Origin of the sequence: Pseudomonas putida, assembly GCA_041071465.1 — a bacterium.
Classification (GTDB): Bacteria; Pseudomonadota; Gammaproteobacteria; order Pseudomonadales; family Pseudomonadaceae; genus Aquipseudomonas; species Aquipseudomonas putida_P.
In genome coordinates, this window is record CP163498.1 from 2,476,398 (window position 1) to 2,503,244 (window position 26,847).

Below are 26,847 nucleotides of genomic sequence, written 5' to 3' on the forward strand. Positions count from 1 at the left end.
GTCAGGTATCGGCCTCGTGGCTGGCGATGCTCAGCAGGTAGCCTTCGTTGCGGATGGTAAGGATTTGCGCGGCCCCCGCCGGTGCACGGCGCAGTTGCTGACGCAGGCGGCTGACGCACATGTCCACTGAGCGGTCGTCGGGCAGGTGGTCGCGGCCGAACGCACTGCGCGTCAGCTGGTCGCGGGAGACCACGCGGTTGTTGGCTTCCAGCAGTTCACGCAGTACGCGGTAGTCGGAGCGCGGCAGGGTCAGGGTCTCGCCATCGGGCCGAGTCAGCAGGCGCTTTACGTGTTCCAGGCGAAACCCGGCGAACAGCTGCGCATCCACCACGGCGGGCTCTTCGGCCTGTGCGTCCAGGCGTTGCGGGCGACGCAGCACGGCCTTGATCCGGGCGATCAGCTCGCGTGGCTCGAAGGGCTTGGCCAGGTAGTCGTCGGCACCCACCTCCAGGCCGATGATGCGGTCCAGCGTGCTGCCTTTGGCCGACAGCATGATCACCGCCAGCCCAGGTGTGGCCTGCAGCTGACGGCACAGGCTCAGACCGTCCTCGCCAGGCAGCATCAAGTCGAGCACCACCAGCTCCACTTTTTGCCGGGCCAGCTGCTCGCGCATCTGTTCACCGTCGGCCGCAGCTAACACGGTGTAGCCGGCATCTTTCAGGTAATCGCAAAGAAGTTCGCGGATCTCGTCGTCATCATCGACAACCAGCAGGGTCGTGCTCATGCGGAAAAACACCTGTTCGGTGAGGGCCGGTGGCGCTCATTACGTTCAATTACATCCCCGTACATGTCGGGTCTGGAGCCCGGAGGGCCGGTCCCTAGAATCCTAACAAAAAATCATCTGCAAATACGAAGTCTTCCCAAATGAATGCTATGAGCACCCCGAAAGTCTTCACCCCCAGCAGCCCAAGTGGCAGTCGTCTCAAGCCGCTGGCCTTCTTCGTTGCCGTTGCCATCAGCGGTGGCGCCATGGCTGCCGACGGTAAACCCCTGGAGCTGGATGCCACGCAGATCGAAGACAGCGCGTTACTGCCAGCCGACGATGCCGGCCAGTTGGGCTACACGGTCGAGCGCACTCGCAGCTCCACCGGCCTCGATCTGACGCCGCGACAGACGCCACAATCGGTCACCACCATCACCCGTCAGCAGATGGATGACCGCGACATTCACACCATCGAGCAGGCGCTGCAAACCACGCCGGGCGTAACGGCCAACAAGTCCGAAGTGGGTGGGCGCACCGACTACCGTGCCCGTGGTTACTCGATCAGCAACTGGAAGGTCGATGGCCTGCAGACCCAGGGCGGCTCCGACTTCAGCGGCAGCGGCAATGCGCTGAACATGGACCTGTACGAACGCATCGACATCGTGCGCGGCGCCAACGGCCTGCTGGGCGGCACCGGCGACCCGTCGGCCACCGTCAATCTGATCCGCAAGGCACCGACCAAAACCTTCGGCGGCAGCGCCTACGCCACCTACGGCAGCTGGGACAAACGCCGTCTGGGTGCCGACCTAAACCTGCCATTGTCCGAAGACGGCCGGCTGCGCTCGCGCTTCGTCATGACCCAGCAGGACGCCAACTCGTTCCGCGACAACCAGTCCGAGCGCTCCCGCGCCGCGCTGGCCAATTTCGAATTCGATCTGGACGAGGCGACCACCCTCGGCGCTGGCTACCAGTACGAGTACAACAAGGTGGTTGGTGGCGGCTGGGGGGCGAACATCCCGCTGTGGTACCGCGACGGCAGCAAGACCGACCTGCCACGTAGCACCAACGTGGTGCCCAGCTGGAGCTTTGGCGAGTACACCACCCGCACTGCGTTCGGCTCGCTGGAGCACCGCTTCGACAACGACTGGACCCTGGACCTGAAAGGCGCCCAGGCCACTACCGAAGCCCTGAACCACCGTGGCCTGGCGAAGGTCAACTCGGCGGGCCGTGGCAGCTACGGCGGCTACTGGGACCAGGATGGCAGCGGCGCCGTGCTCAATGGCCTGCACAGCTCCAGCGACACCACCCAGCAATCGGCGCAAATCGACCTGTCCGGTCCGTTCCAGTTGTTCGGCCGTACCCACCAGGCCATGGTTGGCTACAACGACAGCCGCACGGTGGGCTGGTCGCCGGAATACTCCTGCACCATGGTCGGTGACGGCATGGCCAGCGCGCCTGCTTTGGGCTGCCAGTTCCGCGCCAACAACGGCTTCCCGCTGACCGACTGGCGCAATGGAGTGGATGACGACTACGACATCCTCGCCTCGCGCACCGGCCGCCACAGCAAGACCACCACCCGCCTGCAGGGCATGTACGCCGCCACCCGCCTGAGCATCACCGACCCGCTGTCGGTGATCGTCGGCGTGCGCACCAGCAACTACTCGTCCGTTACCCGTAGCGTGGCCGGCGTGCGCAGCAGCCAGGAAGAGAACGGCATCGTCACCCCTTACCTGGGTGCGGTGTACGATCTCAACGAGAATTACTCGGTGTATGCCAGCTACACCGACATCTTCACACCGCAAACTTCTGAAACCAGCAGCGGCAGCAAGGTCGAGCCGATTCGCGGGCAAAGCTACGAGACCGGCATCAAAGGTGAGTGGTTCGATGGCCGGTTGAACGCCTCGGCGGCGTACTTCCGCACCAAGCAGGAAAACAAGGCCGTGCTGGATGGCGACCTGACCACCCCGACTGGTGGCAATGCCTACAAGGCCGGTTCCGGGCAGGAAACTGACGGTATCGACCTGGAAGTCGCGGGTGCCCTGAGCCCCAACTGGAACGTGTATGCCGGCTACACCTACCTGCATTTCCGCCGCGTCGACAGCGACGGTCGCAGCGACCCGTCGCACCTGTTCAAGGCCTCGACCACCTACCGCCTGAGCGGCCCGCTCGACCGCCTCACCCTGGGCGCAGGCGTGACCGCGCAAACCAACATTCGCGCCATTTCCAGCCCGGCAGGTCAGCCCACCAATGGCGTGAGCAATGGTGCCACTGACGTGAACTGGTCCGGTTATGCCATCTGGAATGCCATGGCCAAGTACCAGCTGACCGACGACACCAGCGTCAGCCTCAACGCCAACAACCTGTTCGACAAGCACTACTACACCCAGTACGGGTTCTACGCCGGGGCAATCTATGGCGACCCGCGTAACCTTTCGCTGACGGTCAGCACTGCCTTCTGATCAGGCACGGTCAAGTGTAGGAGCGGCCTTGTGTCGCGATGGGCCGCGCAGCGGCCCTTCTTCACCCGGGCTCTGCCTCTTGCCCCCGAACAACCGACTTCTCCAGCCGGCCCTCCAAGCTCTCCCAATCCTCGCCAAACAGCTCTATCGGATGCATTGTTCGATCTGCACCGTTGCCACAGGCTAGGGCTTTGGCTGGGCAGTAGAGGTCGCAGCCCCAGCAGATACGCTCGGGATGGCTGGGGTTTGTGGGGAATTTCTTGGCCATGGGGTGCTTCCCTCAAGGGCTGCCTGAAAACAGGCTATGCCTCATGGCTGCAGGGAGCTTGATCGAAATCAAACGCTGCAGTAATTGCACGAGCACGCTGAGGGGGAAGGCTGCAGTCTTTTGGCGACTGCAGGGTGTTTGATGTGGGTATTCAAAGAAAAACGGTACAAACAAAAAAGGCCCACCTTTCGGTGAGCCTTTTTGATACTGCGTATGGTGCCGGCACCAGGAATCGAACCCTGGAACTACTGATTACAAGCCGTTTGCTCTGATGGTTTTCGAGAGGTCACCGATTCTCATGGGATGCCGTGATAACCAGAGAAAGCCCCACATAACGCCGTCTTGATGTCTTTCTATGTTTCACCCGATAGCGTACCTTTGCATCGAAAACGGGGATCGAACGGGAAAACGTGGAGGCAACGGGGAAAAATGGCTAAGCGCACGCGCATGACTGAGATGGAGGCATACTCCGTAAAAACCCGACAGTCTGAGCCGGTGGGTTCTCGTGGAAAGGGCACTCTGCTTCTCGAGCGCAAAGCATCAGGTGCAATCCAGGCCTATTACCGAGAGCGCACACCTGACAGCGATAAGAGGCTGGTGCTGGGGACGCTCTCCAAGAAGCCCCGTGTAGGGACAGGTGAGCATACCCTTGATGGAATCCGCGCCGAGGCGATGCGTATCTCTGTTGAGGCCGCGGCTGCGGGAGGCCTGGCCAAGTACCTGACGTATGTTGCTGAACAGAAGGCAGCAGTCGAGATCGAGCAAGAGAACGCGGCTGCGCGGATGGAACAAGAGAGGCTTGAGCGCTTGCGCTTGGCTGAGATAGACGCAGCCCGCGGCAGCTTCCATGACCTTTTCTTAGATTACATCGAGTCACGCCGGGCCAAGGCGACCATAGGCGTTGTGAAAGAGCTGGAGCGCTTGTTCAAGAGCAACCTGGCAACCCCCCATCCCGACATCATGCTGATGAAGGCCCGGGACATTCGATCAGAGCATATCCTCACGATCCTCAACCCGATCTGGAATCGCGGCTCCAAGGTCCAGGCCGATCGGATGCGTTCTTTCCTTGTCGCGGCTTTCAATCATGGCCTTACGGTCGAGAGCGTCGTAGGGCGCTCAAACGACAAGGTCTATAGCCTTGAGATCAACCCGGCCGCAATGGTGAAGGTGGAGAAGGTCTCCGCTCCTGTCGAGCGGGCCCTCTCGGATGCTGAGCTGAAGCACTTTTGGCAGACGATCGAGAGCACAGATGGCATTGGTCCGGTGATGGCGCTGCTGTTCAAGTTTGTAATCGCGACTGGTGGCCAGCGCATCAAGAACATCGTCGAAACCACATGGGCTGACTACGACCTGGACGAGGGCACTGTTCTACTCGTTCACCGTAAGGGAAGGGGCGGGCAGACCTTGAGCCGGCCGCACCTGGTCCCGCTTTCGGATCGTGCGATCTCGATCATGCGGCGCGTGCTTGAAATCAGCGGTGACCATCAATGGCCTTGGACTACGCATGGCAAGCAGCCCTTCGTTATCAGTAGTCCGACCCATGCGATAGCGGATTGGATGGATTCCAAGCATGCTGTGGTCGACGGAGTGCGGATGTCGCCCTTTTCGCCCCGCGACCTGCGCCGCACTTGCACCCAGCTTATGCAGCGGTGCGGTGTTGATGATCGCCTGTCCGACCTTCTGCAGGCGCATGGCCAAACGGGGGTTGTATCGAAGCACTATCGGAACAACGCTGAGGCTGCGTTACCGGAGAAGCGTCGAGCACTTGAACAATTTGAGCACTGCTTGGCAGTTGCTCTGGGCGAGCTGAAAAATAAAGATGGCAATGCGCTATCAATGGGGCGGCGGGTCAAGAAAAGCTCCAGGTCAAAGCCGTAACGCATGTCAGCGGCCCCATTCTTGCAGGCGAAGAAGCCGGGCTGATTTAGCAGCTAAATTTTGAGCTCCCGCTTCAATCCCGCCTCCCACCATAGATGCCTGGGCGCCGATGGCTTCAGCAGCGCTGATGATCATTCCGCCCCCCAGGCTGCTGCACGTCGACATTCTCCGCTTGGGGCGACCTCAGGCCCTTATTCAATTCAAAAGAACCCATGGGGAACAGGTCGGAACGGTGAATAGGGTAGCGAATAAGCCCAAATAAACAACGTATCGTATTACGCAGCGTTGTTAGTTACCGGTCAGGATCTTCTGCATCTTACAAAAGAGCGTGCGCGCCACAAAATCGTACTTCATGGTTTTGTGGCGCGAGGTGACGGCTACTTGTTACAGATGAAAAAGAAGATCGGTGCGTGATTGCGAGATGTGGACGGGCGAGGATCGAATGAGGCCCTCATGAGGCCCTCAATAGGGGCCAGTAAAACCGGGGGTTTCAGACGCATCACCTACCGTTCGTCGGCATTTTTTCCTGAATCCATAATCTGCTTTTGCACGTATTGAGACCTTGTTGGTACGTATGGGGACGTATGGGGCAATGTATACAGGCGCGGGTAGAATGGCTGAGAGGTTTAGTTATCTAAAGGTAACTGCTGACGAGCAGAGAAAGTTGTTGCGACATCACGGGCATCGCCGCTAACATCTGGGCATTCCTAAAGCAGCCGCCAGTTATTTAAACACTATGGCGAACTGTTGGGATGATGGGTCGCGAATCTGCAGACAAAGAAAAGCCCCGACGCTACCAACGTCGAGGCCTTGATCGGGAAGGACGCTACCAACGTCCGCTGCATGATGGTCGACCCAGCAAGCACCCCGAGGTGAAGCATTTCTACGGGCTTCGCGGCGGACTGTAGTACCGGAAGGAACAATACGCAACTGGGTATTTATGCAGTGGCTATGGGCCCTTCAAGCAGTTCGCTCCCTCGGTACGTCTATATCTTAGAGGTACCTACCATGGCTCAAGCCGCCACTTGCATTGCCGATGTACCCAACCTGCCGATCCCCGGCGCCCGCGCTACCGCAGCTCAGCTTTGCGCCAAGTATCAAGTCAGCCGCTCCACTTGGTGGCGCTGGTCCAAAACTCCCGGCTTTCCGGCTCCTATTCGCTTCGGTCGTTCTGTCCGTTGGGAACCTGACTCTGTGGAATCCTTCCTGCGCAGCCAGGAGGCCTAACCCATGATGTCCAATCAACTCTGCGTGAGCGCAGAGAAGGGATCGGCTGGCTTGGAAAAAGCGGTTCTATCCCTTCCCGTACCCTTAAAAAATTTGGTGCATCCCCGCGAGGTCCAGCAGGGGCATAAGAGCGAGCGCGATCAAGCAGGCTGTGAAGGCGAGGGGGCATGAACATGGCAGACACTCCGCCTCTCAATAGTGGTTGCCCAGCGTGCGATAACAATGACACCAGCGGCAGCGCGCAGCGTATTCGCTTGCTTGCCCACTTGCGCCAGCACGGCTCGATCAACACCTTCCAGGCCATCGCGCAGCTGAACATCGTGCGCCCGGGCGCGCGTATTGCCGAGCTTCGCGCCCTGGGTCACAAGATTGCTACTCATCTGAGCACGCTGAAAGATGACCATGGTCGCGATCATCGCAAAGTGGCCACGTACTTCCTGAGCGCTGGGTCGGCGCAGAAGGTGGTCGAATGATGCCGTCACTAAAGATCCGCGATGAACGGTCGATAATTCTGGTTGCAGGCAATTGTGATGCTCGGTATGGTTCGCCGGTCGCTGCAAATTCAGCGGCCGGGTTTGGCGACCCGTCACACGTTAGGCGCAACAGCGCCCCCATCACGATTGCAGGCGCTTTTTTTGTGCCCGCAGTCCCGTGTTATGGCGGCTGTGCGCGGGAGACCTTCGGGTCTGCCGGGTTCCTAACGTCCCGGTTCGCCAACCTGCGTACAGCTGCCACCCATAATCGTTTGGCGACGGTTCGTGGCAGCTCCCACTCAACGTTAGGAGCTCGACCCATGCACGCCCTCAATCCATCCAAAATCCGCGCACACGCCCACCGGCGTCTGGCCCTGGCCGCACTTCGCGCAAATTCTTCCCTGTCTGTCCGTCTCGCCCGCTATAACCATCACGCCGAGATCGCCCGCGCCCTGGAAGGGCAAGGCGGTGCTCAGTGACTCACATTCAGCAAGTCGTCGAGGCCATACAGGGCTTCATCCAGTCTCAGGTCGTGGTCACGAATCCAGGGCAACAAGTGTTCCGTCTACCCCCAGTGGTTGGGGTAGGCCTCGCAGGTGATATCGCCACTTTGGTAAGTGCGGACTTTCCGCAAGCAGCTGTGAGCATCCTGGGTCGTTGCCGTGGCTCTTTGGCCGGGCTGGACGAGGCCATGCGTGTGTCGGATGAAGTCCGTGCCGCGTTGGAGGAATGCCGGCGACAGGCGCACCCAGGCGCAGCTCTGGTGGAACACTTTCAGGCGGCTGTCAATGTCGGAGGTGCCCAATGAATCACTTCCCAATCGATGCAACCATTGAAGGCGAGGTGCTTTCAGAGGCGGTTCTTGATGCCCGCGAGATGTGCTGCATGAACTTTGCCCGCGACGAGCACAAGAAGCTGGAGACGATCCTGTTGACGCTCGTGATCCCAGCGCTGGGCGGGTATGACAACGAGCTGGCCTGCGACATTGCCCGTCACCTCGAGCAGATCCAGTCCTTCAGCGGCAATTATTGTTGGCGCCATCGCCACCTTGGTGCCTCGCATGGTGTTGTTGGCCAGCCTGCTGCTAACGGAGGTCTTGTATGACTTCCGTTATCCAGATGCCGGACGATATCCGGGACGATCTTCGCGACGTGCAAGGCATCCTTGTGCTGTTGAGCATGGCCCTGGCAGTGATCGCCTCGCCTGCCACCCCAGTCATCGTTGCCCGTGTCACTGCCGTGATGGCGCAGCACACCGCCATGGCCTGGGCCGAAATGCTGGACGGCATGATTGCTGAGCAAGGGGGTGATCTGTGAAGACCGACACCACCCAGCGCATCACCCGCACGCAATACCGTGACTTCGCCGAGCTGGCCAAGGAGAGCGGCCTGGCTTTGACGATCGCCACCTTCACTGAGCTTGGTGGCATCTGGGGCGAATACAGCTGCTGGGCGCAGCCGATCGTTCGTGACGCATTGAGCGATCAAACCCAACGTGACGAGCGGGTTGCTATCAAGCTGGCAACCAGTATCAATGCGGGCCGTTTCCGCAGCGCTACTCGTCCGGAAATTGACTGGTCGGCGCTGGATGACAGCGAGATTTATTCATTCATCTTGCATCACGAGATTGGCCACCACCTCGACAACTTCTCGCTCTGGGACTTGATCCTCGCTCCCGATCAGGTGGTAGGCGACCAATGCCACAAGGTGATGTACCGCGTGAACGAGATGCTGGCAGACCGTTATGCGTGGGAGCAGGTGCGGCCTGGCGAGCCACTGCCGCTGAGCGAGACGGGTAAGCGCATGCAGGAGGTAATGGCCGATGACCTGGATCTGTTGCAAAGGCACCTCCCCCGTAAGCGCAGAAAGCCCAGGGCACTGCCGGGCGGCCAGTACGCCTATGTGCCTGCCTCGATGCTGAAAACCGAGGAACTGGCCGCATTCGTCGGGCCGCACGTCTCCCCGGCGCTGATTGAGCACACCCGGAACCACCGCCGCGTTCATCGTCGCGACTCCAGACTGAGGGGTTAAACATGACCAATTTTCAACAGCGCCGCGCTGCGCTGAGGGATTCGTTCATCCCGAAGAAAGCCACCGAGCTGTATTACGTGAGACATCCGAAGGTCGACCGGGCGCTACTGGGGCCGTTCTTGAGCCTGGCCGACGCCGAGTGTGGGCGCGTAGTTTTGCGTAGTCCTGATGCGGTGGTGACGGCCTGCCGCGTCGAGTCGCTCGGCGCGCTGACCTACTGGCACGCGGTGAACAATGGCCAAGTTTGCCGGACCTTCGCAGGCGCTGAAGGGGTGAACCATGAGTAAGGTCACTTCCATTCGACGCAAGGGTGCCGGTGGTCCGCCGACTGCTGGCGCCTACATCGACAGCGCCAGCTACACGCTGCTGGTGGAGAGCCTGGCGGGGTTTCTGGAACTGCGCATTGCCGAGGGTGACGCTGGCCGTCACTGCCCTGAGCTGGAGCGCCTGACCAATCAACTGGAACGGCTGGCCAAGCGCTTCACGCCGCCGCAGGGGGCCGCATGACTGATCCTGTGATCTTGTTCAGCGACGTGCTCCAGTCGGCCTATGGTCTGCTCGACTGGTTACCACTGGACGATGGCGACATTCACCGCTTCCACGTCCCCGGCGACAAGCCCGGCACGCTCAATGGCTGGTACTGCCTGTTTGCTGATGGCATTGCCTCGGGCGCGTTCGGGAGCTGGAAGACGGGCGGCACCAACACTTGGTGTAGCCGTGAGCCGGTGGACGCCCGCGAAGCCGAGCAGGTGCGCCAGCGCATCGAGCAAGCCCGGCGCCAGCGGGAGGCCGAACGGCAGCGGCGCCAGCTTAGGGCGGCCGGCCTGGCGCAGCGCTGGTGGCGTGACGCCCGTCGTGCTGATCCGGCCCACCCCTACCTGGTCGCTAAGTCCATTCGAGCTCACGGTTTGCGCCAGCGTGGTGACGACCTGCTGATCCCTCTGTACGCGGCTGGTGTGCTTGTGAACCTGCAGCGGATCGCCCCAGATGGCGACAAGCGCTTCCTGTATGGCGGGCGAATCAAGGGCGCCTATTCGCCGCTGGGGCGCATCACCCCGGGCATGCCGCTGTGCATCTGCGAAGGCTGGGCTACGGGCGCCACGCTCCACGCAAGCGGCTACACGGTCGCCTGTGCGATGAACGCCGGGAACCTGAAACCGGTGGCACTGGCGCTGCGGGCCGACCACCCCGGCACCGAAATCATCATCGCCGGCGACGACGACCGCGAAACCGAGGCCGAAGGCAAGGGCAATCCGGGGCGCACAGCCGCCCATGAGGCCGCTGTCGCGTGTGGCGGTCTAGTGACCTTCCCCGAGTGGCCGGCCGACGCGCCGCTGTCCCTTTCCGACTTCAACGACCTCGCCGCCTGGAGGTGCCGTCATGCGCCCGCCTGATACCAACGTCATCAACCTGCGCCCCGAAGCACCCAAAGTCGAGCCTGACCGCCCGTGCTGGGGTGTGTATGAGCACTGGGTGACAAATGAGAAAGGCCGCAGGCTCAAACCCGGTGTGTACTGGCACGGCTTCAAGCGCAGCGCCGGCGACGACGACAGCGACGACGATAAGGCAGATCGCCCGATCACTGACGAGTGGATCGCCACGCCCGTGACCGTCGCCGCTCGCACCACCAACAGCGACGATGGCAGCGAAGGCCGGTTTCTGCGCCTGCTCACCGACAGCGGCACCAAGGAGTGGATCATTCCCATGGAGGTGTTCGGTGGAAGCGGCGAGGACGCAAGGCGGACGCTGTTCGGCATGGGCGTCATCATCGCCCTGAAGAAGCGCGGCCAGTTCATGGAGTACCTGCTGGACCAGCACCCTGCAGAGGTGTTCGCCACCACCTGCCGCCCCGGCTGGCATGAGTCAGGCGCCTTTGTGCTACCTGGGCGCACCATCGGCAGCGACAAAGTGCGCTATCAGGCCAGCGCCAAGGGGCAGAACCTGTTCAGCGTGCGCGGGAGCCTGGAGGGTTGGAAGATCGAGGTAGCAGCCAAGTGTGAGGGCAACCCGGTGCTGACCCTAGCCATCGGCTGCGCCCTCGCTGGCCCGCTGCTGAGCTTGGTTGGCGTGTTGGGTGGCGGTGTTCACCTGGTGGGCGACAGCTCCAGCGGCAAGTCGCTGGCGCAACTGATCGGCTCGTCCGTATGGGGCGACCCAGGCATCTTCGCTGCGTCCTGGGATATGACCAAGGGCGGACTGGAGATCGAGGCGTCCAGCCGCAACGACACCATGTTGCCCCTGGACGAGATCAAGCGGGCCGACCCGAAGCGCGTACAGGAGATGGCCTATTCGCTCGCCAACGGCCAGGGCAAGGGCACCATGACCCGTGACCGGGAGGCCCGCGGCAAACTGAGCTGGCGCCTGCTGGCGCTGTCCAGCGGTGAGCGCTCCCTATCCGAGCACGCGGCCATCAGCGGCAATGCTGCCCATGCTGGCGCCGAGCTGCGCATGGTCGACGTGAACGCCGGTACCCGCACGCACCGCGCCTTCGATGAATTGCACGGCCTGGAGGGCGCTGACTTCCACCGCCAGCTCACGGTGGCTGTAGGAGCGAACCATGGGCACATCGGGCCGGCTTTCGTGGAGAAGCTGCTGGCCAGCGATGACCGCCCCGGGCTGCTGGAGGACTTCGCCGGTATCCGCGCTCAATTCGTCGAGGACAACGCCCAGGCCGGGCGGGTGGCAGATCGCTTCGCGGTGATCGCGCTGGCGGGCGAAATGGCCATTGCCTACGACCTGCTGCCCTGGGCGCCAGGCACCGCTCTGGCCGACTGCCAGCTGCTGTACGGCGAGTGGCTGAGCCGGGTGGGCGGCGGCAATGCCGAAGACCGCCAGATCCTCGCCGGCATCCTCGACTTCATCGACAAGCACGGCAGCAGCCGTTTTTCGGACGTAGAAGACCAGACGCTGGACACCAAGGTGTTCAACCGCGCCGGGTACTGGGAGGTGGTCGGCGCCAAGCGGCTTTATCTGTTCAACAAGTCCGCACTGACCGAGGCCGCCCATGGTCACGGGCTGGCGCGGGTTGTGAAGGCGCTGGAGGGCGCTGGCGCTCTCGCCAAGCACGATACCGACCGGGACAGCCGCAGGACCAAGAAGTACCGCCTGCCTGCTGGTGGGTCTGCTCGCCTCTATGTGATCGATCCCGACGCCATGGATAGCGAAGGCGGTGGCCTATGACCGTCATCACCACCCAACGCCAATGCCCGAATCCACAGGAACCTAAAAACGTGGGGAACAGGGGGAACGGGGGAACAGCCAGTAAATACGTGGTCTGTAGTCGTTCCCCCTTATTGAAGTGTTGGGGAACAGGGGAACACAAACATGTTTTTGAATATAAGCGCCTGCGATTCCCCTTCTGCTTGGTTATCACTGTTCCCCAGTTTTTCGGGTGGGGAACACGTACCCCAGCTGGAGGCCCCGGAAACACTGGGTGTTCCCGCGTTCCCCCGTTCCCCCGATCTTTTTTCACAGACACATTTGGGCGTTATGGGAATCCGGGGGAGGTGACGCCATGAGCCTCCTTTCCGACCTGCTCAATCACATGCCGCCGAACGGTGCTGGCGCTAGCAAGCCACCGATGGCGAAACGCGCTCCGGATCGCCCGCGGTTGGTGTTAGTCGATGCTGTGCAATTGCCATCCGGCCCTTACGCCAACGCCGCCAATGCCACGCCTCAGTGGCGGGGGGCCCGCGACCAGTACATCAGCCATGTCATGACCTGCCGGGGTTGCTATGCGCCCGCTGGTCGCCATTGCCTGATCGGTACCGAGTTGCGCACCACCTACGACAACATGCCCATGGAGGCCCACTCATGACGCCCACACCGACCATGCGTCTGTGCAATATCGCCTTGAAGCCAGGAATCAGCGCCAGCACGCAACTCATCACCACCCGGCGTATCTGCCGCAACATCAGCCGCAACCTCGATTCAATACACGCCGAGCGACGAGCCATACGCCGCCAGGCGGGCAAGCTGAAAGCATTCCTACCATTCACCCGCCAGGCTATTGCCGATCTGGAGCAGCAAGCGTGGGAGCACCGCGACGATGAGCAGAGCAAGGCTCTGGTGGCCTTGTCCGGGTTCGGGCGGCAGTTGCTGTTCGATGAGGACGGATTAGCCGATGCCCTGGGGGTCGACCGCCTGTGCGACCTGCTGAGCGTGAACGTGGTGGAGCGTGAGCATGTCAGGCGGGAGGGCGTCACCAGCCTGGAAGGTTTGGTGTTCACCCACGTCGTGGAGGACAGTGCAGAGCGCCGGGGGCAAGAATGGAATGACGCGCCGCTGTTCAACGCCTGTCACGCGGCCATGGCGGACTTCATCAGGGATTGTCCCGATGGGGTGCTGCCTGACCCTTTCGCACCTGGGGCGCCATTCGGGCCCAAGCTGCCACCTAAGCTGCGGGTGGTGTGAGCCATGACTAAGCCAGAGTCGAAACAGCCTGATTCACCCGTGAAGACGAAGCAGCGGGTTTCAGATAAGCAGCGGCGCCTAGTGTTGGACCTGCGCCGGCGTCACTCCCTCCGTGAGGTGGCCCAGATCACCGGCATACCACTAGGAACGGTGAAGACCCTAGTTTCACGATCCGGGGCGTTCCGCGACAACGAGCAGCACCGCGCCATGTTTACCCTGCCGCCGATCAGCGCCAGCACCGAGGCACTGCCAAGCGTGCCCGAGCTGCCTCCGCAGGAGGTGGGCACCGGCGACAAGGAGGTGGATGCGGTGCTGTGGCTGCGCTCCGTCATCAGTACCGGCCAGGCCGCCCTGATTGACCGGGCCATGGAGGGCGCCAAGAAGATCAAGACGCCGCTCGATGTGCTAGAGAAGCGGTACCGAGATTACTTGGTGGCCACCAATCCAGGGCATCTGTTCGCTGCTATGTCGTCGTTTGGCTTCGCTGACTTGGATGCGCTGGCCACTCGGGCCATTGAGCAGAACCGGCTGAGGCTGGAGGGCGTCGCTCGCTTCGGTGATACCCTGCTGGCCGACACCGAGGCTGAAAGGTTCTGCATCGAGGCGCTGCGCGGACTGCGTGCTGCCGGCCAGTTCGGTGATTTCGATAAGCGCCAGGTAGCCGCCCGGTTCAACGCCCACCCTGAATTGCTGCCTCACACCTTGGCGGATTGCCTGTACGAGCTTAGTTACTGGGACCAGCTCTACCGGCTGCGTAACGCCGTCGACCGTGACGCCAGCGACGGACCACCCGATGCGACCGCACGTGACTGGTTCGTGTTCGGCCTGCTGGCGCAGATCCGGCCCCGTGATAAGTCCGAGGGACTGGCGGTGTTTCGGTACCTGATTGCCAGCCAGCGCGAAGACATGGCGGAGTCGGAGGCCATTCTTATAAATCTCATTGGGTAGTCGATTCACATTGATCGTCACCTCTTGGATCTCCCACTCCAAAGGCGTTCACCAGGCGAAGCGCCATCTGAATGATTGGAATTGAAGGGGTAGGCGGGTATAAAACTCTGGCCAAGAGCACTTGGCCATCACCTAAGGACGCATATCTGGGCGGTTCCTGCCCGCTAAGAAGGATGAATATGAAACGACTCTGCACGCTTGCCCTAGCGCTGGCCTTGGCCGGTTGCGCAGGTGTAACTCCCGAAGTCGAATGGGTCACCGTCAGAAGTACTGACCAGTTCACGGACAAGTCTACCTGTGGCGTGACTGTGGGCAGCTTCTACACAGGCGGCGGTGTATTCACTGCTTCCAACCACTACTACCCGTACATCGAATCGGTGAATGGGGAACTGAGGGTAGGGATTCGGAGCGGGGGCCGTTTCAAAATTCCTGTCGGAGATGTCCAGCTTAGGATCGACCAAAACACTGCGTGGACCATTGCGACAGGGGAGACCCCAGTGGACTACGTGCCGGAAGGGCAGCTCAAAGCCATGCAAGCATACGGGGGGGATGCCAAGCAGCAACAGATGCTGGAGAGCACCTACAAGGCCGCCCTGCAGGCCTCTGCCCAGGCCATGTCTCCATTCACCGCGGCGACCGGTGAAAAGGCCGAGAAGATTTTGGCGCAAATGAAGACCGGCAAGGTGCTGATCTATCGCACGCTAGGCATGAACCAGGCTGCCAGCACCACGGGCGAATATGCCCTTGATCAATCGCTGAGCAAGGCCTTGGCCGAATGCGGAATTAAGTGATCCCTGCTCGCGCCACAAAACGCTGTACCCCAGTTTTGTGGTGCGCGCACAGCTGGTCAGTCTGGCGCGTAGCATCGTTGACGGCCTATCGTCATTTCGTATCAATTTGAGTTGCCCCTAGATACTGCTACGAAATTCCCTTCTAGACCCCTCCGCTTGTTGTGTCAGGACGTGCCAGGATGTGTCTTTATTGAGGTGCACCCAAAAAACACTGTTTATCCGATCAGATCGGGCCTAATTTCATCTTATTGACCATCATCGAGAGGGTGTAGAGATGAATGCAGGTGGGAAGATCAGGGGGCAGCAAGCGAAGCCGACTAAAGCAGATTTGTCCGCAGCGTGGGTGAGGTTGCGAGAGGCGGCAGAGAGAGGCAGCGTTGAGGCCAATGCGTTGTTGATTGTGCTTGCTGAAAACAGGTCGATCACTCTTGGTGATCAAGGGCTTGTCGGCCAGGGGGCTTCTGTATGACTACGGAATCGCGCCTCGCCATAACGATTGACTCAAGGGCTGCACGCCAACAAGCCGATGTTCTACGTGGCAAGCTCGCAGCTCTAACGGGAGCCGGTGACGATGCAGCGGATAGCATCTACGGGCTTGGGCCGGCAGCGAAAGCAGCTGCAGCAGCGATGGCAAGCATCGGGGTCAGCCAACTGACCAACAATCTGCTTCGGGCTACCGACCGATTCAAGACGATGGCCGGGCAGATCGGCCTGGTGAGCGCTTCAACTGCCGAAGCGGCGCGCACGTTCGAAACCCTCAAGGCGATGGCAAACGAAACTGGCTCCAGCCTGGAGAGCACTGTTTCGCTGTTCACTCGTATGTCCAACGCCACCAAGGGTGCGGGCTTTTCTCAAGAGCAACTGCTGAAGGCCACCGATGCGGTGAACAAGGCGTTTCTCGTATCGAGCGCGACTCAGCAGGAGGCGACGGCCGCAAGCATCCAGCTGTCGCAGGCGATGGCTTCTGGCACGCTGCGGGGCGAAGAATTGAACAGCGTGATGGAGCAGGCCCCGCGAATCACCCGCGCTCTTTCCGAGTACCTGGGCGTCACCAACGGGCAGATCCGCGCAATGGCTGCCGAGGGCAAGATCACCTCGGAAGTGGTGATGAATGCCCTGCTCCGCTCGCTGTCCTCGCTGAACAAGGAAGTGGCCTCGATGCCTCCCCTCTTTGAGCGCGCATCGCAGGTCATGAAAAACAACTTCCTGGCCGCCGTTGGACAGATCAATGTCGACCCGGCCATCAGCGCCATGACGTCGCTCGGCGACGCCTTCGCCAATCCCCAGATCATCAATGGGATGCAGACCTTTTCCAGCTCCCTGGCAAGCATCGCCGGCGTGGGAGTGAAGGGCTTCGAGGGCGTCATCTCGAATATGGATGCAATCCTGGCTCTGACCGGTGCTTATGCAACCAGTGTGGGGGTAAGGCTCACCTCATCCCTCACGCTTTCTGCACAGGCTCGGCTGGCCGACTTCTCCGCCACGATGCAACAGGTAACGGCCTCTCGTGCCGTCGCAGCTGCTGACCTCCAGGCCTCCCAGATCAGCGTTCGACGTGCCGTTGCAGAGAAGCAGTTGACCGGCGCCAAGCTGGCCCGGGCAAACGTTGAGCTGCAGGCCGCCCGAGGCACCAATGCTGAAACCTTCGCTTTGCAGGCGCAGGTGGCCGCAGCTAGCGAAAACCGTACCGCGACCATCGCTCTCACCCAAGCCAAAATTGCGCAGACCGCTGCCGAGGCAAGCCTTACCGCCACTGCTACCCGAGGCGCTGCGGCACGTACTGCTGTGATGGCGGCGTTTGGCGGGCCTGTAGGTCTTGCAACAGCAGCCGTGAGCACCCTGGCAGGCGCCATGATCTACTTTGGCTCAGGTACTGACACTGCAACACAGGCGCTGATCGACCAGAACCTGACCCTGGACGAGTCTATCTCCAAGTTCAAAACCCTGACCGCAGAGCAGAAGCGCTTCCAATCTGCGACCTGGATGCAGGCTCAGCGAGACGCGACCGCTGAGGCAGACAAGGCCCTCAAAGACTACTTCAACCGGGCATTCCAAGGCCTGTCCTCGCTCGGCGCCCCCGGGGTCGAGGCGGTGGCGACGTTCCGCGACCTGTTCGACGAAGTGAAGAATGGCCAGCGCTCGCTTGACTCCCTGACGAGCTGGATCACGTCCAATACCTCGATCGCAAGCGTGTACCAAGATGAGCTGGTGAAAATCGCTGCCGGTTACGCAGATAGCAGCAGCAAGGCGGCTGACTACGAGCAATTGCTGGGCCGGAGCAAGACCGCCACTACGGCTGCTGCGTCGGCCGCTGATTCGCTTGCCAAGTCCCAGGCCGGGGTCGGCGCTTCGATCAGCAGCACCGCCGGCGACTGGAACAAGTACATTCAACAGCTTACCCAGACGAGGGACCTCATCGGTGCAAACGCAGCTCAAGAGGCTGCATACACGGCCTCCAAGGCTGGATTCAACTCGCAGCAGGTCGAATACGCCAGGCTGATCGGAGAGCAGACCGACATCCTCAAGAAGTACGAGAAAGCGATTCAGGATGGGAAGAAAGCTGAGCAGGATCGGCTTAGAGCTCAGCTCATCGCCTCGATCACGGCATCTGAGGCGATCAGAACTCAGATGGAAAACCATTCCAAGGCCATGAGCAAGATGGCCGAAAACACAGAAGGCAGCACCAGGCGCCAGATCACGGCCATTGAGCAGGCCGCCAACTTCGCAGTGGCGTCTTCTGCGCGAATGGTGTCGGCACTATCGGCCCCCCAGCTCAATCTCCAAGGGTCTGCACTTCTGACATTTGGCCAGCCTCAAGTGCAAATGCCTACTGGGCCGGGCGGGAAGACGATTGCCCAGATGGCGCAGGACGCCATCGCCCAGCTTGATGGAAGCACGTCCGCGAACTCTGGGTCTGGCGGCGGCAAGAACAGCCTGGCAGGAAAGCTCAGCGCCGCACGATCAGCCTTTGACGACCTCTACAAGGCCGCCCAGCCAGCCAAGTTCGCCCTGCAAGAGTATGTCGAGCGCCAGTCTCAGCTGGAGCTTCTGCTGTCGAAAGGCAAGATCACCCAGACGCAGTACAACGAGGCGCTGGCGCAGTCCTCAATCAACTACGCCGCCGCGATCAAAGGCGTCCAAGGCCTTACACAGGCCGAGCAGTACCGGGCGCAGTTGGAGCGTCAACTGCAAACTGATCGTGATGAAAACCGGATCAATGCCGCCGCTGTCGGAATGGGCGACCTGCAAACAGAGCGAGCAAGAAGTCAGATTCAGCTAGTCCGCGACACGAACACCACGATTCAGAATCTGATGACCGAGAGGGATCGGACTGAATCAGAAAGAGAAAAGCAGGCTCTGCAAAGGCAGATCGACCTGCAGCGTGAGTATCTGCCTAAGCGCATAGCTGAAATGCAAAACGGCTGGGCGCAGGTCGACCAGGACATGCTCAACCCGATCAACGGGTGGACGGCTGCGGTGCAGAACTTCGGCAACCAGGCGCGGGACATCGCCGGGCAGACGGAGGCGATCTTCTCCAGCGCGTTCAACAACATCTCCACCGACATCACAAGCAGCATCATGAGCGGCAGTTTGTCATTCAATACCCTGGGTGACATCGCAAACAACGTTGTGCGCGACATCATTGGCGGCTTCGTGAAGATGGGCGTGCAAATGGGCGTGAACGCGGCACTGAACGCCACCCTGGGTACGGCAGCTGCAGGCCAGAGCATGATCCTAGCTGGCACCACGGCCACGGCCTGGGCGCCGGCTGCGGCGATGGCATCCTTGGCAACCCTGGGCGCCAACTCCGTGCCTGCGGCGGCAGCGCTGACTTCGACCACGGCCTTGGCCACCAGCCTCGCTGTGATTCCCGGCTTCGCCACCGGCGGCTACGTGTCCGGCGCAGGTACCGGCACCTCCGACAGCATCATGGCCCGCCTGAGTGACGGCGAATTCGTGGTGAATGCCGCGGCGACCAAGCGTAACCGGGCGCTGCTGGAGGCGATCAACTCGAATGAGCGGGTATCGGTGGCTGGCCGGTCAGTCGCACCGACAGATAATCAGCGTTCGGGGCAGTCCGGGCAGTCCGGGACCGCTCCCCAGGTTAAGCATGAGGTCTACATCTATAACAACAGCAATGCCGTGGTGCAGACACGCACCGGCGAGAACGGCCAGCTTGAGGTGCTTATCCAGGCTGTGGAAGACAGGTTTAGAGATCAAGTAGCCACTGGCTCGGGTGGCTTCCCGGAGACCATGGAACAGTTCTACAGAATGCAGAGGAACGCAAATTGACAGATATTCATTGGGACAAAGAAAAGCTGGGGCCGGAGCTGGATCAGCAGGTAATTGAGCTTTTCGTGCGCGTGTTCGGTGCCTGGGTCGATGATGCGAATGCGCCCATGCACGAGATCAGGGCCCGCTTTGAGCTGGTCGGAACGATGATCGGGCGAACACTGGCCGTAATTAATCACGAAGGTCCGATCGGCGCAGATATAGCGCTCAAAATCAGGCGATACGAGGAACACTACAGGGCTCGCTGCGCGCGCTCCGTTGGCAACCTGTGGGGGCCGAACGGAAAATTGAGAAAACATTTCAGTGATTTGCCGGGGTAGGGCGGTACACCGATTATCTGTATCTCTAGTAACGATGCAGCTTGATCTTCTCCGTAATTGTAGAATTACTGGGTCGCCCCGTGAAATGTTTAGGGGCGGTCCAAGCATTCAATCAACTTTATGGATTTTATCTCCTAGATAGTATAGACCCCAGAAGGTTGTAAGTATCATCTGGAAGAAGAATAGCATGATTAGGAGAAATGCTGCTGCTCCAATAGTTGAGGCGTAGGGTATTGATGATTTGTCTAGATCTCCAGCTAGTGTTAGTAGCCCGATTGATCCAAGTATTATTATCACGCATTCGGCAGTTAAAAATGCGAACATCATGCTTAGGAATCGCCTCCTAGTTAAAGCGACTTCCTGTTCCTCCCCGCCGCGAAATTCTGTTATCAGTGGTGTGGGAGCCGGGATTATGCTGTCGATATCAGAACGGCCGAATGTAGCGATCGCAGCCAGCGCTGCAATATAAAAGCCAGGAAGGTTCTGTATAAAACTTAGTATCTTTGATAAAACTCCTGAGCTTCCATAAAGATTGATTTTTTCTCCCCAGGTCAGTAGTACTATTGCGCTTAGTCCAACCAAAATCCCCGGGAAAAACCAGTCCATAATTTTTTTGTGTTCGTGACGTATCGCTAAATAGGCAAATGGCCTGCATAGTTGCCCGAGAAAAACTTTATAAGGCGTTGTAAAGCGATCTTTTGATGTCATCGTCGATCTCTCCGTAGCCATTCGAGTTTGTATCAGGGGTATCGATTGACGCCTTTTTTACATACCGCTCGTTATCAGTGAGCGTGAAGTCGTCTGTGTTCACCTTGACTGTGTGCGCCTCATCCGAAGGGTCTCTGAACCGTATGACTGCTTCGTTGTAGTCAAATTGGTTGCCCCGGTTAAAGGCCTGTTTGAGAGCATCAATCACACCTTGGGGTGGAAGATTTTCGATTTGCGGGCGCAACACGATTATTTTTTTCTCCTCGCTCAATCCTGCACCATTGTCCCAGACCTGTCCATGGTTTTCATAATTAGCCAGTTCGATACGTCCGAGTGTTCCGTTTGCAAGATCATTCAAGAACTCATCAGAAATTTTTCCGTTTAACTCTATGCTATGCAGCGCGTTGACCATTAGAGGAGCGCCGCCTTCCATTACACCGGCAGGATGGGGCACCTTATATTCTGCCTTATTTCCACTTCGACACTCTCGTAGCAGGTGATTTAGAAAACTGTGAATTTGGGTTCCTGGTATCCCTCCACGAGGCGATTCATATACCATGGAATAAAGGTTTGGTTGATGCGCGACTAGGCTCACGCAGAGATGAGCAGAGTAATCATTGCCAAATCCATCCGGCTTTAAGAGCTCTTGGCGTTCACCTGAAACCGGATTAGATATGGTTTGATCGGGCTCGGTTGGGTCGCTCTTATTTATCAGTAATGTAGCCTTTTGTGCATTTTCGTCTATTTCAATGTCAGCCAAGTAATACTTGACGCTGTCGGGGATTTCTCGATGTGTCAGCTTGCTCGCGTCAAATAAAGCTTTCGCTTGGCGCAAAATTGTCAGCAACGTAAAGGCTGTAACGGTATTTGAAATAGGCTTGCCGTTTACGTGATATCGGGCAGCAGCTTTGACTCGCAGGTCATAAAATCGGAGATATCTCTTTGTCACTTACTAATCCTCGCAGATCGTTCGAACTCAGGGCGAGGTAGATCGCAGTGCGGAACCCCTCCCTGGGAATGCTCCACGGCTAAATTTATGTCTGGCGAGGAGTGATGGCAATTTAGCTTCTAGCTCGTATGCTACGCAAGGTATGCTTGGGCTGATACGGTCTAATTTAACCAAATCAGCCCTTTTTGCTTGATAAGTAACACCCAAAATGCAACAGTGTTAGGACAACACCCTAACTGATACAGGTTGCATCATGTTCATTCGCGCCTACCTTCGAGCATCCACCGACGAGCAAGACGCCGGCCGCGCCCGGGCTTCATTGGAAAAGTTTGCCAGCGACCACAACAAGGTCATTGCCTGCGAATACTTGGAGAATGCCAGCGGTGCCGCTGCAGATCGACCGGAGCTGCTGCGCCTACTCAAGGACGCTCGGAAGGGTGACGTGCTGCTTGTCGAATCTATTGATCGCCTGTCCCGTCTGCCGGCCGACGACTGGGCGAAGCTCAAGAGTGCGATCGACGCCAAGGGCCTGCGCATCGTGGCGTTGGACCTGCCTACCAGTCACCAGGGTATGCGCGACACGAAGGGCGATGAGTTCACCGACCGCATGTTATCCGCGATCAACTCGATGCTGGTCGAAATGATGGCCGCCATCGCCCGGAAGGATTACGAGCAGCGCCGCGAGCGCCAGGCTCAGGGGATTCAGAAGGCTAAAGCTGAAGGCAAATACCAAGGCCGGCCTGTGGATGAGGAGCTTCACAAGCGTGTGAAGGAGCTTCTGGGCGCCGGGCTAGGTATCCGAGCCACTGCCAGGCATGCGAACTGCTCGACAACTACTGTACTGCGTATTCGCGACACTGCTGCCTGATACCGTATCGCTCCTGCCCGGCAGCATCACAACCACCTATCTCGCCAGGCGGCTGAACCGTAACAATTGTTAACAGGGAACTGGGCCGATCAACCAGGCAAATACTAACTTTTGCTAACAGGCCGGCCCGCTAACGCCCGCTCCGATGTCAACATTTGTCAACATGCGGTCCAGTCGTCGAGGTGGATATCATGACAGGCTTTGACAGGTCGCTAGTGCTGAGCATGGCGCTATGAAGTGGCGATGAAATGGCGTTCTTGTGCCACGGAATTAGCACGGATTGGACATTGCTGATGCCGATGAGATGAGCTTCGCACTCTCAGTCCATTGTTGTGCCACAGGAATGCCATTGCATGCCGCGTCAAAGCCACGGCTACGCCACCTTTCAGTTAAACCGAGCCCCTACCAGGTTGAGGACTTCTTTTGTACCGGGGTTAGGACGTTTTCATTTCAAGCATGAAAGTGTCCCGAGTCTATTACGGGGCTGGTGTTTTTGGTGGTACAGCCGCCAAGTCGACCTACCTTTCCTCGGGATCTGCACGCAGTCATGCCACCTGAGCGGAGCTGGTAACCAGCGATGGTAACCACGCCTGGTAACCGGACTGGCCTGGCGCCCGATCCACCCAGCGCCAGCGCCGCACACCAACATTTCTTAACAGGCTGACGGGTTGGCCAGCCCAGGCCAGGCACTAACATTTGCGAACAGGGCGGAGTTCAAGCGCCGGCGCCGGGACGCTCTGATGGCAACATCAGCCAGGTCGCTGAGCTAGCATTCGCGGTAAGTGGCCAGTGGTCATGCATCATCAGTAGCTTTGTTGGCTTTAGCCCTATTCACCTTCCACGGTAGTGCTGGTTGAGTACGAACCTTTTTGTATTTCCCTTTGGCAAACATGTAGGTATGCAGCTCCATGAAATGACGGCTGCGACCAGATAGTTCATAAGTGATGAGGAAAACCATCAGTGGCCTGTCCGCGCCCTGCCATTGCGTGTGAATTCGTTCCAGCGTGAGCGCTACGTCTTCAACCCTGCTATAGCCAATGAAGGTCTGGAACACTGCCTGGCTGGCACGCTCTAACAGCTTGGAAATTTCATTGATATCAGTATGCGCGCGCTTCCATTCCCACTCGACGAACGAAAGAGTGTCGCCTTCGGGGTAGCGCAGTACCGCGTCGGTGCGCCCGCCCTGCTCAAACAGTGCTCTCGCGCCAAGGAGCGTAGCGCACTGACGCACCACCAATCCGAGGTGGATGGTCCAATCGGCGCGCCCCGCCAGATCGTTTGCTTCAGTAACCGGGAAATCGCGGTACCACAGACAGTTGAACAAGGTAATAAAATCCCGCTCGACTCGTTTCATAAACGTCCCCATTGTTTTGAATGCCGCAGTGAGTATTTAACGGCTGATAGGGTGAAAGGTTGAGGAGGAGGGGGCGCGGGATGCGGGCTAAGGTGGAGTAGACCGACTCATGGATGGTTCGCGCGCTGCTTCACGCACGATCTTCACGCAGCGCGGTGCGTGATTGTGTAGTGGTGCGCGGCCAGGTACGCACCGCTGGTACGCATTCTGGCGTGCGCACTAGGCTGGTTCGCGCCTATGGTTCGCAATCGTCTATGCGCGAACCTGGGCGGCCTGCCTGTTATCAAAAGTTATGGTTTCCAGCCCCAGTTTCCACTCTGGTTTCCACGGTATTGCAGGCTTGCCAGTGGCAACCGCACCGACACGCCCACCGTGAACAACCACATCAAAACTACGAATCCCATACCAAGCGCCAGCCGATCCAATCTCAGGTTTTCTCAGGTTCCACCGTTTCGAAAGCGACACACTGTGTAGGAATCAACACGGTGGACCGACTCCACACTTTTACGGACACACCGGAAAAGCCACACCTGATCGACTGGGAACCACTTTGACCACGCTTTGACGGAATGTGAGACAGGCATGAGACGGAGCCAGCACCGGGTGGGCGTCTGAGGTCCGTCCGGTGCTATAGGCCGTCAAAGTAGAGGCCCTGGCCGTCTCGTACCCCTGACAGACCCCTGACGGATTTTGGACAGCTTTGGACGGGTCGCTGGTGTTGGGCGGTGGCGCTGGCGCTATGGCGCGTGATGTCGTGACTGCCGGCCTAGTGGTGATCTGCTCGGACCGCCTGCTCGTCCAGAGCCGCCAAGTTAAAATAGACCCGCACTAGACCGCGATAGACGGTGGCCTGCGGCCCCATTCGCTGGATCACCTGCCGGGCCTGGCCTGGGCCAATGCGTGATGGGCTGGCGCGGACAGTCCCGTCTAATGCCAAAGCCCGAATTCTGGACAGGCTCTGGACGGATCAGGACCAGCACCAGCAGATGGAATGCCGTGGGAGCGGTGATTTACCTGATGCGCGGGAGGCTGGCCACCATCGACCGGCGTCTACTCGTCCAGAATGGCCAGGGGCGGCGAAATTCTTGACAGGCCTTGACGGAATCCTTGACAGGGCCTTGACGGATTCAGCCGCTGGCGCTTGAGCAGGATCGTCTGTAACCCCTGCTGTACAAGGGCTGGCGCTGATTCTGGCCGACCTGTGGGAGCGGAGGGCGTCAAGAGTTTCCGGGCTTGCTCGTCAAGAGAAACCGGGTGGTCCAGAACCTGACAAAACCTGACATGCCAGGCTTGCCAGGGACAAAAAAGTGCCAGCCCCTGACACTCTGGCCAGCGGGATGTGGGCTAGGCCGATTGGGCCTCTTCGAGCCAAAGCGCATGCTAGTCCCGACCGTCGTTTCAGAACGCCCAACGATTTGTTAGTGGTAGCCTGATCTGGAACCACCCTGAAGAGAGGGCCCCGGAATGCGTAAGGAGTCGGATATGGAGCCCGAAGTTATCCACGTCCCAGAGCTTGCCATGCTGCTCTGCCGATCAGAGTCGGCAATCAGAAGTGCGATGCAGGCGGGGGCGGCCTGGCTTCCGCCATCGTTCAAGCAGGGCCGCCGGATTTGCTGGCGGGTCGGTACGGTGAGGGAGTTCTTGCGAGAGTGTGAGAGCGGACTTCACAAACCAGTGACACCTGGGCGAAAGCGCCGACCTCCGCCGACTTTTACCAGCGTGAAATAGCCCAGATGTTGACCGCGACGAAACTACCAATTTCGATCGACTCGATTATCAATTCTGCTACCCGGCAGAGTTGGCCGACCAGGTGGTAGAGCAGCACCCTGACAGCAGGCCGGAACAGGTGGCCGGGCGGGTCTGGTACAAACTACCCGGATGCTGGGTAGTTATCAGATAATCCGGTGCCCAGCTCGCCACGTTGAGCACCATCACATCGAGGGCCGCGACATGTCCGTTATCGACTGCGACTACCTACCCCAACCGGAGCCGGTCCAGTTCCCGCCAGAGCTGGCGCTACTGATCGTCAGGAAGGCCGCTGCCATGGCCGAGGCATTCGAGATCAAGGCGCTCGACCAGATGACCATGGACGCCAGCCGGGCGCTTCGCGATGGAATGGAGCCGCGCAGGATCATCAGGCAGATGGGGCTGTAGATCCCGGCAAACTTTCCGGTATCTGCTTGAGCAAGGGGTTGCTGTCAGATCGCAGCACCCGCCGGCGAGCAGCCACGGTCACTGGATGGTGAAGCGCCACCCTTACGGTTCCGGGGTGGCGGTGCCCGGCTATACACCACCCCCTGGGCATCGCTTAAACAATGGCTATACACAACCCCCCTCCCACCGACGCGATTGCCCTATTTGCGCCTTCTGGTTACCTGTCGGCATGAGCCGGCTCTTGGTCAGTGCAGAAAAGCCGATTGTCATGTAGGCAGCTCATGCGGAACGGGACTGTTAGCCTGAGTTAGACCACAGTTGGCCGAGTGCACCTATCATGAGCCGTGATCAGGTAATGCCGAGAATTCTCAGGTACCGGGACGCCCCTGAGTACCTAGGGATGTGCAGGCAGGAGTTCAACAGAACAGTAAGGCCATTCGTAGCAGAGTTCCGCATTGGCGTCAGGGGCGTCGGCTTCGATCGTTACGAGTTGGACGCATGGGCAGACGAGTACATTACTGCCACACGCGTCCAGAAGGAGCCGAGACAGCAATTGAAGCAAGCTGCTCGGGATCATGAGCAGCAATCTATTGATGCTTCCAAGAAGGCGTTTGAAGATGCGGTACGGCTCGCCACCGGAAAGAAACTGCGTCGAGGCGCGCAGTGAACACTACCTTCTTACTCCTCGCTCAGTACGATGGGATGGTTGTGATCCCAATTGAACGGGTCTGCACCGATTACTTCCCACATCTCTCTGTTGAAAAGCTGAAGGGCAAGATCGCGCGCGGCGAAATTCGGCTCCCACTTATCTCGATCGAGAAAAGCCAGAAGTCAGCGCGTGGTGTGCACATTGGGGACCTGGCTTCTTACATTGACGCCAGACGCGCGGAAGCAATGAAAAGTTTGAGATAGGGGCCGCCGCGACCCGTTACGTTCGTGCAGCGAGCGCATAGCAGTTTTGATTGCCGCGGCGGCGATACCATCTTACCGCCCCGGCGTCAGGCCCAGTCTG

General features: G+C 59.3%; 27 protein-coding genes. 22 read left to right on the forward strand and 5 right to left on the reverse strand.

Features of this window, described 5'->3' with window-relative positions; translation table 11 throughout:
* Position 1 precedes the first annotated feature (1 nt).
* The gene (locus tag AB5975_11420) at positions 2-724 is read right to left on the reverse strand and encodes a response regulator (protein XDR22355.1); all 723 of its coding nucleotides are present in this window, start codon (positions 722-724) and stop codon (positions 2-4) included.
* 149 nt (positions 725-873) lie between these two features.
* Between AB5975_11420 and AB5975_11425 the strand changes: the two genes are divergently transcribed.
* Positions 874-3,162 carry a TonB-dependent siderophore receptor gene (locus AB5975_11425; protein XDR22961.1) on the forward strand — a complete coding sequence of 763 codons (2,289 nt, stop codon included), beginning with the start codon at positions 874-876 and terminating at the stop codon, positions 3,160-3,162.
* 61 nt (positions 3,163-3,223) lie between these two features.
* On the opposite strand, the gene AB5975_11430 is transcribed toward AB5975_11425, so the two are convergent.
* Positions 3,224-3,430: a DUF3079 domain-containing protein gene (locus AB5975_11430; GenBank protein ID XDR22356.1), complete on the reverse strand. Its 207-nt coding sequence runs from the start codon at positions 3,428-3,430 to the stop codon at positions 3,224-3,226.
* A 447-nt stretch (positions 3,431-3,877) separates the two neighbouring features.
* Here AB5975_11430 and AB5975_11435 point away from each other — a divergent pair, with 447 nt between their 5' ends.
* From AB5975_11435 to AB5975_11510, 16 genes are all read left to right on the forward strand, one after another.
* Positions 3,878-5,308 (forward strand): tyrosine-type recombinase/integrase, encoded by a 1,431-nt coding sequence (locus AB5975_11435; protein ID XDR22357.1) that lies wholly within the window; start codon positions 3,878-3,880, stop codon positions 5,306-5,308.
* A 1,394-nt stretch (positions 5,309-6,702) separates the two neighbouring features.
* On the forward strand, positions 6,703-7,008 hold the full coding sequence (locus tag AB5975_11440; protein XDR22358.1) for a helix-turn-helix domain-containing protein: 306 nt from the start codon (positions 6,703-6,705) through the stop codon (positions 7,006-7,008).
* A gap of 320 nt (positions 7,009-7,328) precedes the next feature.
* On the forward strand, positions 7,329-7,487 hold the full coding sequence (locus tag AB5975_11445) for a hypothetical protein (GenBank protein XDR22359.1): 159 nt from the start codon (positions 7,329-7,331) through the stop codon (positions 7,485-7,487).
* 325 nt (positions 7,488-7,812) lie between these two features.
* A complete protein-coding gene (locus AB5975_11450) occupies positions 7,813-8,112 on the forward strand; it encodes a hypothetical protein (protein ID XDR22360.1) in 300 nt (99 codons plus the stop codon).
* Complete coding sequence (locus tag AB5975_11455) at positions 8,109-8,324, forward strand: hypothetical protein (GenBank protein ID XDR22361.1); 216 nt, start codon at positions 8,109-8,111, stop codon at positions 8,322-8,324. Before AB5975_11450 ends, AB5975_11455 begins: the two co-directional genes overlap by 4 nt.
* Positions 8,321-9,037 carry a hypothetical protein gene (locus tag AB5975_11460; GenBank protein XDR22362.1) on the forward strand — a complete coding sequence of 239 codons (717 nt, stop codon included), beginning with the start codon at positions 8,321-8,323 and terminating at the stop codon, positions 9,035-9,037. Before AB5975_11455 ends, AB5975_11460 begins: the two co-directional genes overlap by 4 nt.
* Before the next feature lie 2 nt (positions 9,038-9,039).
* Complete coding sequence (locus AB5975_11465; GenBank protein XDR22363.1) at positions 9,040-9,324, forward strand: hypothetical protein; 285 nt, start codon at positions 9,040-9,042, stop codon at positions 9,322-9,324.
* The gene (locus AB5975_11470) at positions 9,317-9,544 is read left to right on the forward strand and encodes a hypothetical protein (GenBank protein XDR22364.1); all 228 of its coding nucleotides are present in this window, start codon (positions 9,317-9,319) and stop codon (positions 9,542-9,544) included. Before AB5975_11465 ends, AB5975_11470 begins: the two co-directional genes overlap by 8 nt.
* Positions 9,541-10,431: a toprim domain-containing protein gene (locus tag AB5975_11475; protein ID XDR22365.1), complete on the forward strand. Its 891-nt coding sequence runs from the start codon at positions 9,541-9,543 to the stop codon at positions 10,429-10,431. Before AB5975_11470 ends, AB5975_11475 begins: the two co-directional genes overlap by 4 nt.
* Entirely contained in the window at positions 10,418-12,217 is a 1,800-nt protein-coding gene (locus AB5975_11480) for a DUF927 domain-containing protein (protein XDR22366.1), read from the forward strand. The genes AB5975_11475 and AB5975_11480 overlap by 14 nt, the downstream gene beginning before the upstream one ends.
* Before the next feature lie 334 nt (positions 12,218-12,551).
* Positions 12,552-12,854, forward strand: a complete 303-nt coding sequence (locus AB5975_11485; protein XDR22367.1) for a hypothetical protein — start codon at positions 12,552-12,554, stop codon at positions 12,852-12,854.
* A complete protein-coding gene (locus tag AB5975_11490; GenBank protein XDR22368.1) occupies positions 12,851-13,450 on the forward strand; it encodes a hypothetical protein in 600 nt (199 codons plus the stop codon). The genes AB5975_11485 and AB5975_11490 overlap by 4 nt, the downstream gene beginning before the upstream one ends.
* A 3-nt stretch (positions 13,451-13,453) precedes the next feature.
* Positions 13,454-14,398, forward strand: a complete 945-nt coding sequence (locus AB5975_11495) for a hypothetical protein (protein XDR22369.1) — start codon at positions 13,454-13,456, stop codon at positions 14,396-14,398.
* 179 nt (positions 14,399-14,577) lie between these two features.
* Positions 14,578-15,189, forward strand: a complete 612-nt coding sequence (locus AB5975_11500; protein ID XDR22370.1) for a hypothetical protein — start codon at positions 14,578-14,580, stop codon at positions 15,187-15,189.
* A 465-nt stretch (positions 15,190-15,654) separates the two neighbouring features.
* Positions 15,655-19,482: a tape measure protein gene (locus AB5975_11505; GenBank protein ID XDR22371.1), complete on the forward strand. Its 3,828-nt coding sequence runs from the start codon at positions 15,655-15,657 to the stop codon at positions 19,480-19,482.
* Positions 19,479-19,802, forward strand: coding sequence for a hypothetical protein (locus AB5975_11510; GenBank protein XDR22372.1), 324 nt, complete (start codon positions 19,479-19,481; stop codon positions 19,800-19,802). Before AB5975_11505 ends, AB5975_11510 begins: the two co-directional genes overlap by 4 nt.
* 108 nt (positions 19,803-19,910) lie before the next feature.
* On the opposite strand, the gene AB5975_11515 is transcribed toward AB5975_11510, so the two are convergent.
* Entirely contained in the window at positions 19,911-20,510 is a 600-nt protein-coding gene (locus AB5975_11515; protein ID XDR22373.1) for a hypothetical protein, read from the reverse strand.
* Positions 20,476-21,459 (reverse strand): hypothetical protein, encoded by a 984-nt coding sequence (locus AB5975_11520; GenBank protein XDR22374.1) that lies wholly within the window; start codon positions 21,457-21,459, stop codon positions 20,476-20,478. Before AB5975_11520 ends, AB5975_11515 begins: the two co-directional genes overlap by 35 nt.
* A gap of 253 nt (positions 21,460-21,712) precedes the next feature.
* Between AB5975_11520 and AB5975_11525 the strand changes: the two genes are divergently transcribed.
* Positions 21,713-22,327, forward strand: a complete 615-nt coding sequence (locus tag AB5975_11525) for a recombinase family protein (protein XDR22375.1) — start codon at positions 21,713-21,715, stop codon at positions 22,325-22,327.
* 793 nt (positions 22,328-23,120) lie between these two features.
* Here AB5975_11525 and AB5975_11530 read toward each other — a convergent pair.
* The gene (locus tag AB5975_11530) at positions 23,121-23,681 is read right to left on the reverse strand and encodes a hypothetical protein (GenBank protein ID XDR22376.1); all 561 of its coding nucleotides are present in this window, start codon (positions 23,679-23,681) and stop codon (positions 23,121-23,123) included.
* 1,482 nt (positions 23,682-25,163) lie between these two features.
* Between AB5975_11530 and AB5975_11535 the strand changes: the two genes are divergently transcribed.
* From AB5975_11535 to AB5975_11550, 4 genes are all read left to right on the forward strand, one after another.
* Complete coding sequence (locus AB5975_11535) at positions 25,164-25,409, forward strand: hypothetical protein (protein ID XDR22377.1); 246 nt, start codon at positions 25,164-25,166, stop codon at positions 25,407-25,409.
* Between the two features lie 222 nt (positions 25,410-25,631).
* Positions 25,632-25,835 (forward strand): hypothetical protein, encoded by a 204-nt coding sequence (locus AB5975_11540; GenBank protein ID XDR22378.1) that lies wholly within the window; start codon positions 25,632-25,634, stop codon positions 25,833-25,835.
* A gap of 337 nt (positions 25,836-26,172) precedes the next feature.
* Positions 26,173-26,502, forward strand: coding sequence for a hypothetical protein (locus AB5975_11545; GenBank protein XDR22379.1), 330 nt, complete (start codon positions 26,173-26,175; stop codon positions 26,500-26,502).
* Positions 26,499-26,747: a pyocin activator PrtN family protein gene (locus tag AB5975_11550; GenBank protein XDR22380.1), complete on the forward strand. Its 249-nt coding sequence runs from the start codon at positions 26,499-26,501 to the stop codon at positions 26,745-26,747. Before AB5975_11545 ends, AB5975_11550 begins: the two co-directional genes overlap by 4 nt.
* Positions 26,748-26,847: the final 100 nt, after the last annotated feature.